Source organism: Mesorhizobium sp. B2-4-3, assembly GCF_006442815.1.
GTDB lineage: Bacteria > Pseudomonadota > Alphaproteobacteria > Rhizobiales > Rhizobiaceae > Mesorhizobium.
This window is the reverse complement of sequence record NZ_VFVL01000037.1, coordinates 1-13,550: the sequence shown is the minus strand read 5'-3', so window position 1 is coordinate 13,550 and position 13,550 is coordinate 1. Positions and strand designations below refer to the sequence as shown.

At 60.7% G+C, this 13,550-nt stretch carries 12 protein-coding genes; 5 read left to right on the top strand and 7 right to left on the bottom strand.

What is annotated here, in order from left to right; translation table 11 throughout:
- The first annotated feature begins 58 nt into the window (after nt 1-58).
- Nucleotides 59-592 (top strand): MucR family transcriptional regulator, encoded by a 534-nt coding sequence (locus FJ956_RS26315; RefSeq protein ID WP_140682101.1) that lies wholly within the window; start codon nt 59-61, stop codon nt 590-592.
- A 98-nt stretch (nt 593-690) separates the two neighbouring features.
- Here the strand turns inward: FJ956_RS26315 and FJ956_RS26310 are convergent, their stop codons facing one another.
- The 7 genes from FJ956_RS26310 to FJ956_RS26280 form a co-directional block, all read right to left on the bottom strand.
- Complete coding sequence (locus FJ956_RS26310) at nt 691-1,002, bottom strand: DUF736 domain-containing protein (RefSeq protein WP_140682099.1); 312 nt, start codon at nt 1,000-1,002, stop codon at nt 691-693.
- A 774-nt stretch (nt 1,003-1,776) separates the two neighbouring features.
- Nucleotides 1,777-3,888 (bottom strand): ParB/RepB/Spo0J family partition protein, encoded by a 2,112-nt coding sequence (locus FJ956_RS26305; protein WP_140682097.1) that lies wholly within the window; start codon nt 3,886-3,888, stop codon nt 1,777-1,779.
- Nucleotides 3,889-4,471: 583 nt separating this feature from the next.
- Nucleotides 4,472-5,089, bottom strand: a complete 618-nt coding sequence (locus FJ956_RS26300) for a hypothetical protein (protein WP_181170336.1) — start codon at nt 5,087-5,089, stop codon at nt 4,472-4,474.
- The gene (locus tag FJ956_RS26295; RefSeq protein ID WP_140682095.1) at nt 5,089-5,589 is read right to left on the bottom strand and encodes a very short patch repair endonuclease; all 501 of its coding nucleotides are present in this window, start codon (nt 5,587-5,589) and stop codon (nt 5,089-5,091) included. The genes FJ956_RS26300 and FJ956_RS26295 overlap by 1 nt, the downstream gene beginning before the upstream one ends.
- The gene (locus FJ956_RS26290; RefSeq protein WP_140682093.1) at nt 5,590-6,138 is read right to left on the bottom strand and encodes a hypothetical protein; all 549 of its coding nucleotides are present in this window, start codon (nt 6,136-6,138) and stop codon (nt 5,590-5,592) included.
- Complete coding sequence (locus FJ956_RS26285) at nt 6,135-7,634, bottom strand: DNA cytosine methyltransferase (RefSeq protein ID WP_140682091.1); 1,500 nt, start codon at nt 7,632-7,634, stop codon at nt 6,135-6,137. The genes FJ956_RS26290 and FJ956_RS26285 overlap by 4 nt, the downstream gene beginning before the upstream one ends.
- 1 nt (nt 7,635) lies before the next feature.
- Nucleotides 7,636-7,833 carry a CopG family transcriptional regulator gene (locus tag FJ956_RS26280; protein WP_210241602.1) on the bottom strand — a complete coding sequence of 66 codons (198 nt, stop codon included), beginning with the start codon at nt 7,831-7,833 and terminating at the stop codon, nt 7,636-7,638.
- A 287-nt stretch (nt 7,834-8,120) separates the two neighbouring features.
- Here FJ956_RS26280 and FJ956_RS26275 point away from each other — a divergent pair, with 287 nt between their 5' ends.
- The 4 genes from FJ956_RS26275 to FJ956_RS26260 form a co-directional block, all read left to right on the top strand.
- Complete coding sequence (locus tag FJ956_RS26275; RefSeq protein WP_181181050.1) at nt 8,121-9,599, top strand: ATP-binding protein; 1,479 nt, start codon at nt 8,121-8,123, stop codon at nt 9,597-9,599.
- The gene (locus FJ956_RS26270; RefSeq protein ID WP_140684854.1) at nt 9,583-12,273 is read left to right on the top strand and encodes a Z1 domain-containing protein; all 2,691 of its coding nucleotides are present in this window, start codon (nt 9,583-9,585) and stop codon (nt 12,271-12,273) included. Before FJ956_RS26275 ends, FJ956_RS26270 begins: the two co-directional genes overlap by 17 nt.
- Nucleotides 12,273-13,256 (top strand): PD-(D/E)XK motif protein, encoded by a 984-nt coding sequence (locus tag FJ956_RS26265; RefSeq protein WP_140684853.1) that lies wholly within the window; start codon nt 12,273-12,275, stop codon nt 13,254-13,256. The genes FJ956_RS26270 and FJ956_RS26265 overlap by 1 nt, the downstream gene beginning before the upstream one ends.
- A gap of 26 nt (nt 13,257-13,282) precedes the next feature.
- A partial coding sequence (locus FJ956_RS26260; RefSeq protein ID WP_210243614.1) for a hypothetical protein occupies nt 13,283-13,550 on the top strand: 268 nt, incomplete at its 3' end.

The window sequence follows — 13,550 nt, the reverse complement described above, 5'->3', positions numbered from 1 at the left end:
TTTGCGAATAGACGTCTATGCAGCCTTTGCACATCCGAGAGACCAAGAGGAAAGCTCCATGACCGTTTCCAACGAGCAGCAGGACAAAGCTGATTTCGTATCCATCGCCGCTGACATCGTCTCTGCCTACGTCTCGAACAACCCTCTGCCCGTCGCGGAACTGCCGAAGTTGATCAGCGACATTCATGCCGCTTTGCAAGGGATCGGCACATCAGCGGCAGAACCTGTGGTTAAGCTGGAGCCAGCCGTATCGATCAGGAAGTCGGTGACGCCGGACTACATCATCTGCCTAGAGGATGGAAAGAAGTTCAAATCGCTGAAGCGACACCTCAACGTGCACTACAATCTGGGCCCTGATGAATACCGGCAGAAGTGGAGCCTGCCTGCCGACTATCCGATGGTGGCGCCGAACTATGCTGCCACTCGCTCGGCATTGGCAAAGGCTGCCGGGCTCGGGCGCAAGGCGGCAGAGCCCGCACCGGCTGTGACGCCCAAACCGAAACGGACTGCTCGTGTGGCCGCCGCGGCAACCACGCCAGTGGCCGCGAAGTCGCCGGCCAGGAAACCGCGCAAAGTTGCTGCCAAGGCCTAGCCTGCTGCATCCAACCGACTATCTTTTGGGCGGTGGCGGATCTGAACATGGCGAAGCCCCGTCCGGCGGACGGGGCTTCTTTCTGCTTAGAGCCGATTTCACTCGGCGGCGCGGCGGGACCAGATGAGGGAGAACTCGCCCTGCGTTTCGGTCTCGACCAGGCTCGCATAGATCGGAGCGGGGAAGCTGGGGTCGTCGAGCTTGACGGAGTGGTAGTCGCGGCCCTCTCGCGAAGTCTTCTTCCACGCCGCACCGAACTCGGTGGCGCCGGCGAAGATGCGGTAGTCCGGACCCTTTTCGTTGTCGCCTTCGGCGGGGACGAAATCGACCGCCTTGACGTTGAGGTTGAGGGTCTTGACCGAGCCCTTGAAGCCCTTTGCGGTGCTGGTGAACATGCCGATTGTAGCCATTGTGGTGGTTCCTTCTGTTTGATCGGGCCGCGCCCATCGCGACCTCGATGGGGTCTTGAGACCGGGGACGATCGGCCTGCACCCAGTGGGCTGGAACGAAGTGGAGGGCGGCCAGCGATGGCTTTTTTGCTTCGCGATGCAAAGCCGGCCGTTGGGCCGGCGGCGGAAAAAAGTCAGCGCTGGACGTTGCAGGAAGACGATCGAGGCGAAGCCGGTCTTCGGTCAGACCCAATCCATTCGAGGACGCAGTGGACGTGGCCAGCCGGCAAACAAGGGGGAACCGTCGCAATGGCTGCGTGTTCGGGCTTCTCCTTCAGATCGCAAGAGGTCATGGGCCGGTCTGAAAGCGGGCCTCATACCTGCCGGCAAGACGGGTGATTGCTGTCCGGTGAGACGATGGAGATAGACGGCAAACGCGCTCACTGCCCGTGCCTCGTCAGTCGCATTATGGAAAGCAAACCTGCATCCGAGAGGGCCAGACTTCGCATCGTCCAGTCAGACGGCGATCCAGGCACCTGATCCGGCCAATGCCATGCGGGCATAGTCGAGCCCAGCAACAGGGCGGATATGTTCCAAGCTGGACCGATGGGTTGCCGTGGTATTCGGTACACGCTGCAAAGAGCCTTGCGGTGAACGAGGCGCCAAGAGAGGAGCCGCCGCCACTTGCCGTGTTTCCCCTTGTCGTGCAGTCGAGGTTCCCGGCCACGCTGAACAGCGTGGCCGGAAAAATCTGACAGTACCCGGAGCCGCCTTAGCGACTCCGGGTTTTGCCATTCATTCGGCGGCGACGTCGAAGCCCTCACCTGCGTCACTCGCGCCGGCGCTATCAGGGGATGCCGCATCCGCGTCCTCCAAGGGCGTGTCCTCGGCAATGGGAGGCCTGTCCGCCATACCTTCCTCAGCTGTCACATTAAGCAGATCGTCAGCCGTCGCGGGCTCGGAAGTCCGTAACAGCGCGGGCAACCAGCCGGTCCCCGCCAGCAACTGTTCGGCGACTTCCGCCATTGGCTGCTTCTTCAACGCCGCAAGCCTTTCCGCTGCTTCGTTGCTGACGGCCTCTCCGACTGCGGCGAGGATGTTCGCCTTGGTGATCCGCCCGAGATAGGTGCGTACGGTGGGCGTCCAGTGTGCCGTCATGTCGAGCCCGAGCGCCGCCGCCAATCTGTCCGCCGTCTCATGGGCGCGGGGCCTGCGCTCCCACGGCTGCTTGACGGCATTGACCGTGAGCGAGGCGCAATGCGCAAACAACGCCATGACGCTGGCAGGATCGAGCGAGGCGATGAAGCCCCACAGGTCCGCCATATTGGCCGGCATGTCGGCCGCCCATCCGGCATGCCGATCCGCCAGCGCCTTCGCCGCTGCCGTGTCTTCGATGCCATCGGCATGACCGCCGAGATAGGTGCAGGTTGGGCGGATTTCCAGGCAATGGGCCTCCATGCCCTGATAGAAGGCCTGTGCGGCGAGCGTATGCGTCACGGCGATAAGGGCAATGTCCGGCTGTTCGCCTAGTGTCAGGCGAAGGCCGAGCGTCCGATGGGCGGTCAGGTCGCGGACGAGAAGATCGGAAAGCGGCTTGCCTTCATCCTCCGTTTCCTCGTCGCTTCCACCGTCGGCGTCCGAACTCCCATCCGCCTCGATGATCTCGCCATCACCATCGATGATGTGGCCGTCACTATCTGCTTCCGGTTCCGGCACTTCGTCTTCGGCGCGAATGAAGCCACGTTCGATGCGCGCAGTTCCATCATGGGAAAGCATGACGAACACGCCGCCGCGTCCGATGACATCAGGGTCATAGGCGTGACGCATGGCGTCGATGCGCTCGATCTCGGCTTCAAGCTCGCCGAAACGCTGGTCGACATGGTCAGGCAGTTCCTCGGCGCTCTTCCAGTCTTCCGTCAGTTGGTTGAACGTGGCGAGGGCCGCCTGATAGGCCGATTCGTCTTCTTCCGACAAAGCCACTGGCTGCGGGTAGGTCCGGCGCAGGCCATGCGCATGTGGATAGTCGATGTGCACATCAGCCCATTTCCATCCCTCTGCCTCCCTGACCGTTTCGGCGATGCCTTGCAGCTTCTCGATGACCATGCGGTCGAGCAAGGCCGCATCATCGTAGAAGCCGCCGCGATCATCGGTGAACAGATCGCGGATGATCGTGCCGCCAGCGTCGATATAGGCCTCCGCGCCGATGAAGGCGGCGCGGCGATCGCCAGCCGCGACATGGGTTCGCGTCAGTTCGCGGCGGATGATGTAGGGATCGCGGTTGTAGGTGAGGTTTTCGAAAACCTGCTCCTGCCGGGCATGATCGTCAGTGATGGCAAACGCCATCAACTGGTCGAGTGTGACATCGCCATCTCGATAAACCTGCATCAGCTTGGGGCTGACTGCTCCCAGCCGCAGGCGCTGGCGCACGACATGGGCGGTCACGCCAAAGCGGGCAGCGATTTCCTCTGCACCCCATCCGCGTTCCTCGTTGAGACGCCGGAACGCCTCGAACTGATCGGCGGGGTGCATGTCCTCACGCGTGATGTTCTCGTCCAGGCTGATCTCATGCGGATCGTTCTTGATGTCGATGACGCAGCGGACCGGTTCGGTCTTCTTGATCTGCTTGCGCTTCACGCGCAAAAGCTGTGCCAGCCTGCGGCCTTCGCCGATGGTGACGAAGTAGAAGCCGGTTTCCGCCCCCTCGCCGTCAAGCTCGGGCTCGACCACAAGGTTTTGCAGGATGCCTTTGGCGGCGATGCTTGCCGCATAGGCTTCGATGATCGCCTCGCTATGCGGGGTCTTGCGCGCATTGCGGGGCGACTTCTTCAGCTTGTTCAGGGGAATGAAAAACTCCGTGCCGCTCTTGCTGGCTGTCGTGATTTCCGCGCTCTTTGCATGGATGGTCATGGTTCTAGTCCTTTCCGTTACATGCCGAAGGCATGCCCCTCGGCATGCCTTCCGGGGGCGCGTGAGCGCGCGGCAGAGAGGGGGGCGAATGCCGGCGAGCGGAGCTGGGCTGCGCGTTGAGCGAGGCGGATCGGATCAGTTCAGAAGGTGACAGCCATGTGTCGCCTTGCGAGCGGGCGGCCCCGCTCTGTCGCAGGCGGCATTCGCGGGGGGAGAGATGGCCAAGACCATCTCTCCCCTCGTGAGGCTGTCGCCCTTTGTTGGCAATGGCCCCCGGCCGTATGGGATTTCGTTTGTGCGGAGAAGGCGGAGTGCCCCGGCTTCCCTTCTAGGAAAAGGCAGCCGTAGGAGCGTCAGCATAGCGGCGCCGCAGGCGCGACGCGAGGCCGACTGCAACGACGAGACCGGTTAAAAGGGTAGCCGAAGGAGCGTCAGCATAGCGCCGCCGCAGGCGCGACGCGGGGCCGACGACCCCGGCGAGGAGTGCCGCACGAATTGCGCTAAAGATCGTCGCTGAGTGGCTGAACGTGCATCGTCGAAGCAGGTTCAGGCATTTTTTCGCAAAGCCGATTGCAGCATATTTCTATACTTCTTGACCGTTTGCCCCGGGCGCCACCGTGGAGATTGCGCCAGAATCGTCGCTGGACGCCTGAGTGGTGGGCCTGGAGGACGCAATGCGGCGCACTTTTGGCCCGGACCCGATCTGGCTCGCCAGCGGCGTATACTTCGTCGCCTGCGCAAGCGTCCGGACGGCAAGTCCAAGGTACCAAGCGTTCATTCGCTTATCCCAGCTCCGGCAGCGGACGAAGGCCGACCAGTCGAACTCATAGATTGAGTGCAGCGTCCAGTCCGGGGTCAGTTGAACGACCAAGAGATATTCGAAGAGCTGGCGGTCCGGGTTGCCGGGATCGGGATACACAGTCCCCGTCTTACGAGCATCCAGTACACCTTTGATTGAATAGCGGTCTCCCCTGCGTGACAGAGCGTCGACGTTTGCGGTGCCGACCGCCGCCTCGGCAAGATTCGGGCATCCCGGGGTATTATTGAAGAAATCGATCGCAAGTTTTTCAGCTACCTGACCGACACTGAGCGCAAGGCCGCGCCGCCTCATTTCCCCGTGCAGGGCGGCACGCAGACGAAGTAGGCCGGCGTCGTCGATGGACGAAAGTTCGGGGATAGCGTCATGAGGCGGGCGGACCATCACCCAATCTCGCCGAGATGCGGAGAGCCTCCGGATATTTCGGCCGCCAAAGCGGTGCCGGTCAGGAATGTTTCACACGCATCCAGGACGTCCTGGTCGGGCCATCGCCCGCGCCCACGAATTGCGCATTCCCACAGCGTGAGTGTCCGCCATCCCTGATCAGCCAGCGCCCTGTACGATCGCGCGTCGCGCTCCTTGTTCGCTGCAATCTTCGACGCCCAGAAATCCTGGCGCGTAGCTGGAAGACGGAAGAGGTGGCAGTTGTGGCCGTGCCAGAAGCAGCCGTGGACCAGAAGCACGGCTCGCCATTTTGGAAAAACCAGATCCGGGCGGCCAGGCAGTTCCCGCACCTGAAGCCGGAAACGAAATCCGCGTGCATGCAGGCCAGTCCGGATCAGCATTTCCGGTCGCGTATTGCGACCACGGATGCGGCTCATGTTGTAGCTGCGCACCTCGGGAGAGTGCACATCGGTAGTCGACGTGTGGATATCTGATTTCATCTACAGAAGCGCCGGCTGCTGAACCGCTGGTCGAACGGCAACGCGCGCCGGGATCCCGGGGAAGAGGTCCGCGAGCGACGCGAACTCGTTATCGTCTTCTTCGAAAATAGCGACGTTGTGCTGGAGCATGCCCTCCGCCAGAGTTGCGGAGAGGCCCGCCTGAATGAGCCTGTGTGACCGACGGCCAACGAATGTCATGAGGATAGGGCTGGAACCGTCATTCAGGGGAACTGACCGGATGAGTGCAAAGTCTTTGCTGTCGAGCTCCTGAAAGACCTGGTGCTCCAGCTGGCTGCCTCCCAGGCGCCAGTTTTTGCCACCTTTGTTAATGCGCCGAATCTCCCGGTTCATCGCAGCTCCGAACAGGCAGATACAATCGAATTCTCCACCCTTCTCGCGGACAATATCCGGGTGAAGCAGCCGCTCCGCCGCAGGCTCGGTCAGGGCAATCGCCCGTTGGCGACTCGCAGTCGCTTTGCGGTGTGCTGCGAATAATCCCATATCCGAGTCCGTGAGTGAGCGGACAATGATCAGTTCCCGCCCGCTCACTGACGAACTCCAGCACGAAGCGCCGTAGTCCCGCTTCCCGCGTTGGTCAGCTGTGCCTTAAGAGACAGCGCGATACGCCAGGCCAGGAGGGGAGGAACCGCGTTTCCGATCTGCCGGAAAGCAGGGTTCATCGTGCCGCTGAATACAAAGCCATCCGGAAAAGACTGCAGACGTGCAGCTTCGCGTACGGAAATAGGCCGGGCCTGATCGCTGTCATAATGTATGTGGCTGTATCCGTCTTTTCCGAGATGTGCGAGCAGAGTTCGTGCCGGACAGTTGGCCTCCATCTTCCGCCATTTATTTGGAAACTTGCTCGCGTCGTACGGCGGAACAATGCTTGCCAGCAGATTCTTCCACCCAGTCGAATCTTCAGGCAGCTCATCGCCCAGCGCCCGATGCTCTGCCAGACGCCTCTCGAACAGTGAGACCGCGTAACGGCGGGCTTGCGGGTACTGATCGCCGGCCTGCAAGCCAGCGAAGATCTGATAGTCCCGGGGAAGATATCGTATTACGTGATCATAGAGGGCAGACTTGCCCTCGAAACCTGGCCAGCTTCGCATGCTGCGGGCGTAGTCAGTCTGTGAATCACTGCTGTGGTAAGGAACGGCGATGTCGAAACCCCGCCGTCCGCGGCGAAGCGTGCCCGCGGCGAGCTCCCGGCGGGCATCAATGGTTGGCAGATCACCGATGGCGTCCTGAGCTGGGACGGCAGGCATTAGGTCGGAAGTTGCCGCAGGCGGATCGCCGTAGTGATGCGCGTCGCTGGCGCCACCCGGTGTACCGAGTAGCTTCAGGGCAACAGCGCGTGTCCCACCGTATCCCGCCGGTAGATCAATCCAGTGCGTCGGTTCAGGCAGACTGATGCTGTCAGCCACCTCCCGGTGCAGCGCAATGAGTATCATTCGTTCCCGCATCTGCGGGACCCCGTAGAAAGCCGCGTTCAGCAGGGAATACCGGCAGACATATCCTTTGCCGGCGAGAACCTCCGCGATCTCCTCCGCGAGATTGTGCCCCCCATGATTGAGCATGTCGGGAACGTTTTCCATTACGACAGCTAGTGGAGCGCATGCTTCGACATATCGAAGATATTCGATATAGAGCCTGGCCCTGGCATCATGACGGAAGGCTTCAGGATGCTCTGCCACCTCACGGAGCTTTGAGCGGCCCACCCGGGCAAACGCCTGACATGGGGGGCCGCCGACCAGCACATCCACGGCGAGGGAGACGTCCCCCAGGCCCAGCGCTTCTGCAAGCTTCGCGGGAGGGGTTTCAGTGATGTCGCGGGCAATTGAATGGCGCGCGTCGTTCGGATGGAAGTTCAGGCCGTGGGATTTCGCTGCGTGGGTATCAAACTCAACGGCGCCCGCGATGTCATAGCCAGCACGCTTGAAACCAAGCGACAGGCCTCCACATCCCGAGAAAAGGTCCAGTACGCGGGGCGGCTTCGAACCGCTACGAACCCTCTGAAGCTTTTGGCTTATGAGCCGCGCTTCCATCTCAGCGTTCCTCTGGGCGCAGCGGGAGCTGCAGCTGCGCAGTCTGCTCGTTCAGGAACTTAAGTAGCGCATGACGGATAACCCACGCCGAGGAGACCTGATTTGCATCCGCCAAAGCCTGAATCTGCGCGTAGCAGTCGGCCGGCAGCATCACGGAGGTGCGGACCGATCGCATCTTTTTCGTTGCGGATTTCGCCATAGACCCTCCGATTCTTAAGAATACGGCATAGTGGTGAAATGTGCACCAAAAATATGCAAATTAGGCCGGGACATCGACTCGCTCCGGTCCGGCCCGCGCTGGCACCAGTCTGGCTCGGTGGCCCGGCATCCAGATTCCGCTGTAAAACTCAGGGAACGCCCGCTGCCTGACAGTTACTTGCAGTTGAAAGTGGAAGCCTGGGCGTCTAGCGTACTTCAGGGGGTAGCAGACTTGGATTACTTTTTTGGAGACAGCATTACTGACCTGAGCATGGGATGCTTCTGGGGATGAAGTTCGAAGACAACCCCCCGGATGCAGCCTCGCTTATGATGTCGGCGCGCAGTTTCGGCAGCTACGACCTGCCGGGCGCCCTGGCCGATCTTATCGACAACAGCATAAAAGCCGGTGCCAGGGAAATCTCTCTGACCTGCGACTTCGCCGGCGGCGCGCCCCAGATCCGGATCCGTGACGATGGACATAGTATGTCCGGGGCAGAACTCCGGCTGGCGATGCGCCCTGCCAGCGCAAATCCGCTGATAGAGCGGTCGCCGGACGACCTCGGCCGCTTTGGCTGGGGGATGAAGTCGGCATCCTTTTCCCAGTGCACACGGCTCTCAGTGATCGCCCACAAGAATAATGAGACAAGCGGCTGCGTGTGGGATCTCGAAGACGTCAACGGCTGGCGGATGGGCATTCTTGAGCCGGATGAAATCGCAGACCTGGCGTCGCCCGAACTGCTCGAGAAGGACGGTGTCGAAATTCTATGGTCGAACTGCGACAGGCTGTCAGAGAACGGTACCCTGACAGTCAGCGAGTTCAATGCCCTGGTCGTCCACACTCACAATCGCCTGGCCCTGATCTTCCACCGCTATCTTGCAGGCGAGGCCAGGGGCCGCCGTCTTGTCATCAGACTGAACGGCCAGAAAGTCGATCCCTGGGACCCTTTTTACCGCGATCATGAAGCGACTCAGGAACTGGAGCCCGAACCCCTGGAAATCGCGGGACAAACCATCGACATCCAGCCTTTCATCCTGCCCCACTATTCAAAACTGATGGCCAACCAATACGATCGGCTTGGTGGTGAGGAAGGCTTTCTGCGGAACCAGGGCTTCTATGTTTATCGGAACCATCGTCTGATCATCAGTGGCACCTGGTTCAGGCTCGTACGCCACGGCGAACTCTCGCAGCTGGTGCGCATCCGCGTGGATATCCCAAACGCGCTTGATCACGTCTGGAAGATCACGATCGACAAATCGGATGCGCAGCTGCCGGCTGCTCTGCGCTCCCGTCTGCACCAGATCGTAGAAGGCCTGCGCAGACGCTCGGCGCGCGTCTATCGTTCCCGAGGCGGGCGACTGGATCGCCGTGGGACCACGTCAGTGTGGAGCCGGCACGCGCGGGGCGGTGAGATCCACTATTCGATAAATCGGGAGCACCCGATAATCGAGGCTCTGCTTGAGGGTGGTGATGATGAGCAGAGGCATGCGGCGTCGGCCGCGATCAAGGTAATTGAACAGGCCTTCCCGGTCGCGGCTTTCGGCCATGACGCCACGGCGCGGATCGACTCGATCCATCAGACCCTGTCCGATCCCGAGGCCTTCCGCGCGGATCTGATAAGCGCGCTTCCACTGCTGCTTGATCGGGTCGATGGCGACATGGAGGCGCTGATTGCGCTGCTGCGGGTAACCGAGCCCTGGTGCGAGGCCTGGAAGACGACTGAATCAGTGCTCAGGGAAAAGGGGTGGCTGCGTGCGGAATCTCAGTAGCGAACTCGCTTACTTCACCCTCAAACTGGGGCAAATCTATTCAGAAGAGGTTGCTCAGGGTCGACCGCTTCCCGAGGGCGCAATCGCAGGCCAGGTCGACAGCTGGCCCCTGCCGCTGTCGGATGAAGAGAAAACCTGGCTTATCCGCGAGCTGGAAGGCAGCTTTACAACTACCCAGACCCGAGGGTCGTCGGTCCACAGTGACTTTCGACCATGGCTTCGCGAAAAACGCGATGAGATCGACTTCTATTACTGGAGCCGCCTGCGCAGATACTACCTTGAAGGCGGAGTAATACCGCCGCAGGTTGTTGCAACGCTCGATAGCGTGACCGACGAAATCCTGGACTACGCCGGTAATCCTAAGGAGGGAGGGACAGGCCCAAGGCGTGGCATGGTCATAGGTCATGTCCAGTCGGGCAAGACGACTAACTATTCGGCGCTTATCTGCAAGGCTGCCGACGCCGGCTATCGCACGATCATCCTGCTTGCGGGCATCACCAATACCCTGCGTTCACAGACCCAGGAAAGGCTCGACGAGACGTTCATCGGTAAGAAGTCAGTCTTCCACGCTCTCGCGCAGGAGCCGTTGCCCATCCTTACCTACGCTACCCAGAAGCGGTTCCCCGCTTACGGCACCTCGCGTGACAAGGACTTCAACCGCGATTCCGGCGGAGTAGTGTTCAGCCTGGCCGCTCACAGCGAGCCGATCATCTTCGTCATAAAGAAGAATAAGGCGCCTCTGACCCGTTTGCGCGACTGGCTTATCGAACAGGGCCACGGAACGATCATCACCTCGCCGCTGCTACTGATTGACGACGAAGCCGACAACGCTTCAATCAACACGGCCAAGGACCCAGGCGCCACGACGGCCATCAACGCTGTCATCCGCGAGATTCTGACACTCTTCGACCGCCGGACCTACATTGGCTACACGGCGACCCCGTTTGCTAACATCTTTATCGATCCTGAAACCAACGACGCGATGCTGGAGGACGACCTGTTCCCCAGGCACTTCATCAAAGCACTGGATCCTCCTTCGAACTACGTCGGCGCGACCCGGGTTTTCGCCGACGGGGGCGACCTCAGATCGACAATGGTGAGGATCGTCGCCGACTACACCACCATCCTGCCGCTGAGGCACAAGAGCGACCAGCGCGTCGACGCGCTGCCAATGTCGCTCCTGACCGCGATACGCGTTTTCATCCTGACCCGGGCGATCCGCATCCTGCGGGGCCAGGGCGACCAGCACTGCTCAATGATGGTCAATGTCAGCCGTTTCAATGCCATTCAGGAGCGGGTCTACGGGCTCATCTATGCCTATCTCGGCGAGCTCAAGAACTCAGCTGTCGTCAGCGCGGGGCTGGGCTCAGATGCGGTCAAAGATCCATCGATCATGGCGTTCAAGTCGGACTTCGAACGGGAATTCTCTGACACTGGCGTGACATTTGATCAGCTTCTGAAAGTTCTGAAGGATGCGGCAGCGAGCGTAGTGACGGTGACGGTGAACATGAAGGGCGGCGTTCTCGACTATCGCGCCAATCGGGAGCACGGCCTGCATGTCATCGCCATTGGAGGCCTTGCTCTCTCGCGTGGTCTCACGCTTGAAGGCCTTACGATATCTTACATCCTGCGCAATACAGCGGCGTCTGACACACTGATGCAGATGGCGCGATGGTTCGGATACCGTCCGGACTATGAAGATCTCTGTCGGGTCTACCTTCCTCAGATTGCGCTGGATCACTACGAAGAGATCAGCGAAGCCATCGAGGAATTGCGGACCGAGGTACGACGCATGCAGGATCTCGGCATGACCCCCGAACACTTCGGACTGAAGGTCCGGGAAAGCCCGACAGCCATCCGGATTACCGCGGCCAACAAAATGCGGTCTGCCACTCAGATGACCGTTGCCCAGGATTATTCGGAGCGACATCTGGAAGGTTATATCCTAGTGAACGACCAGAGTGTGAACCAGGCCAACCTTGAAGAGGTGAAGCGTTTCCTCGACGGCCTGGGTGCTCCTTCAAGCGCCTCCACCACCAGCCAGGCTGTCGTCTGGCGCGGGGTTTCGGGTCTCAGGATCATGTCATTGCTGAGAGGTTTCACCTTTCCTTCGGCCCATGCTGACCTCGGTCCGATCAGCGGAGGTACCAGCCTGTTCATGGACTATTTTTCCGACAGGCTTCAAGACGAGATGGCCGAGTGGGATGTTGCCGTTCCACATCCGGCAGGCGGCATTCCTGCCGACGCCATCGTCCCGGGACACAGCTTTGCCCTCCGCAAACGGGTGTCAGGCGATACAGTTGAAGGCGGCTACCGCGTCACTGGCGGCCGCAACCGGGTTGCTGACCCGAACGACGCCCAGATTGCACTGACCGAAGAGCAGCTGGCTGACGGCTTCGCCGAGCGTGAAAGGGAAGGTGGATTGCGCGGCGATAAGGCCTTCTGCGCACAACGCACGCGTCCCCTGCTACTGGTCCAGCTCTTCACGACTGGCGAGGCGACGGAGCAGAAGAAGCTTAGTGGCCCTGTAGTCTCGCTCGGATTCTGCCTGCCATCGACGAACAAGCCATCGACTGCGCGCACGTATCAGGTGAACGCTGTTTACCGGAAGCAGATCGAGCTGGAGGCTAACAGTGAGTCTGAGGACGATGATGCGATCCTGGAGGAAGGCTAGTGAGCGAAGACGACTGGATCGATATTGCGCCGGCGGCTGGCCCGAACGCTGACAACGTCCGACGCGCGAACGCTTCACACCCGCTGGACTTCTTCCGTGGCCGCGATTTCGCCGGGAACTACATATTTTCACTGGCGTCCGACACAGGTTGCCGTGAGCTGCCCGACCCGCCCAAGCTGAATGGCATCGACGTGACCCTTGAGCGTCGGCCGCCAGACGGCGCGCGGTTGGTCCTCACGCTGCATGATCGTGACCAGTTCGACATCTTTCGCGCGCTTTGCGATCATTTGCTGAGGGCCACCGCTGATCAAGCCCGTGGTGCCAACGCCATTGGCCTGCGGCTGGTCCTTCGCCGGCTTGCCGACTGGCATGATATGCTTCGTCGCCGGCGCGACGACCTGCTGAGCAGATCCGAAGCCATCGGTCTGACCGGCGAACTCCTGTTTCTTCGAGATGAGATCCTGCCCCGCATGTCCGCGGCGGACGCGGTTGCGCCCTGGCGCGGCGCACATCGCGACGAACAGGATTTTGCAGTCGGGCTCTGGCAGTTCGAGATCAAGACGCAGCTCTCAACGGCTGACCAGCGCCTGATCATCGCCTCGGAGGCCCAGCTGGACACAGCCGGTAGCCGGCTGCTTCTCTGTCACCAGGGCATCGCTGCGGGGCCAGCGACAGGGGCTTCCTTCACACTCAACTCTCTTGTGGCTTCGCTTGCGAGCCGCTTCGCAGACGCCGGACCGTCTGTCCTTGACGCCTTTGAGATCGCGCTCGAAGCATGGGGTTATGTTCGCAAGGACGAATACGACCAGCCCGCGTGGCTGCTGACGGACCGCAGGCTCTTCGAGGTCCGCGACAATTTTCCACGAATCACAGCGAGCATGCTCCCCGCCGGCGTGCAGAAGGTCTCCTACGAAATATTGCTGCATGCGTGCGAGCCCTTTGCCGTCGACCTAGCCGAAACAATGAATGACGTCTTTGCATGAGCGCAATTGATCAGGAAGAAGCCTTCGTGCGCTTCTGGGATGATCTGCTGTTCCAGGCGGAGGCCTCGGCAGAACCACAGGCGGCAGCCTTCTTCAGGCTCTATGCGAAGCTGGCTGCCGAAAATGGCGACTGCATCGATCTTGCCTACACACCGGTCCGTCATGAAGGTCGCGGAGGCTACCAGCTGGATGGTTTCGCGCTGGAGACCGAGCGAGGTGACCTCTTCCTGGCCATCTCGGATTTCCGGCCCGGCCGCGAGCTGGAAACGCTGAACGCTGCCCAGATCGATGCTC

What these genes read in the sequence shown, in the direction of transcription:
- FJ956_RS26280 (WP_210241602.1), bottom strand. Translation starts at nt 7,833, where the DNA reads ATGGCGAAATCCGCAACGAAAAAGATGCGATCGGTCCGCACCTCCGTG.
- FJ956_RS26275 (WP_181181050.1), top strand. Translation starts at nt 8,121, where the DNA reads ATGAAGTTCGAAGACAACCCCCCGGATGCAGCCTCGCTTATGATGTCG.
- FJ956_RS26315 (WP_140682101.1), top strand. Translation starts at nt 59, where the DNA reads ATGACCGTTTCCAACGAGCAGCAGGACAAAGCTGATTTCGTATCCATC.
- FJ956_RS26305 (WP_140682097.1), bottom strand. Translation starts at nt 3,888, where the DNA reads ATGACCATCCATGCAAAGAGCGCGGAAATCACGACAGCCAGCAAGAGC.
- FJ956_RS26285 (WP_140682091.1), bottom strand. Translation starts at nt 7,634, where the DNA reads ATGGAAGCGCGGCTCATAAGCCAAAAGCTTCAGAGGGTTCGTAGCGGT.
- FJ956_RS26300 (WP_181170336.1), bottom strand. Translation starts at nt 5,089, where the DNA reads ATGGTCCGCCCGCCTCATGACGCTATCCCCGAACTTTCGTCCATCGAC.
- FJ956_RS26295 (WP_140682095.1), bottom strand. Translation starts at nt 5,589, where the DNA reads ATGAAATCAGATATCCACACGTCGACTACCGATGTGCACTCTCCCGAG.
- FJ956_RS26310 (WP_140682099.1), bottom strand. Translation starts at nt 1,002, where the DNA reads ATGGCTACAATCGGCATGTTCACCAGCACCGCAAAGGGCTTCAAGGGC.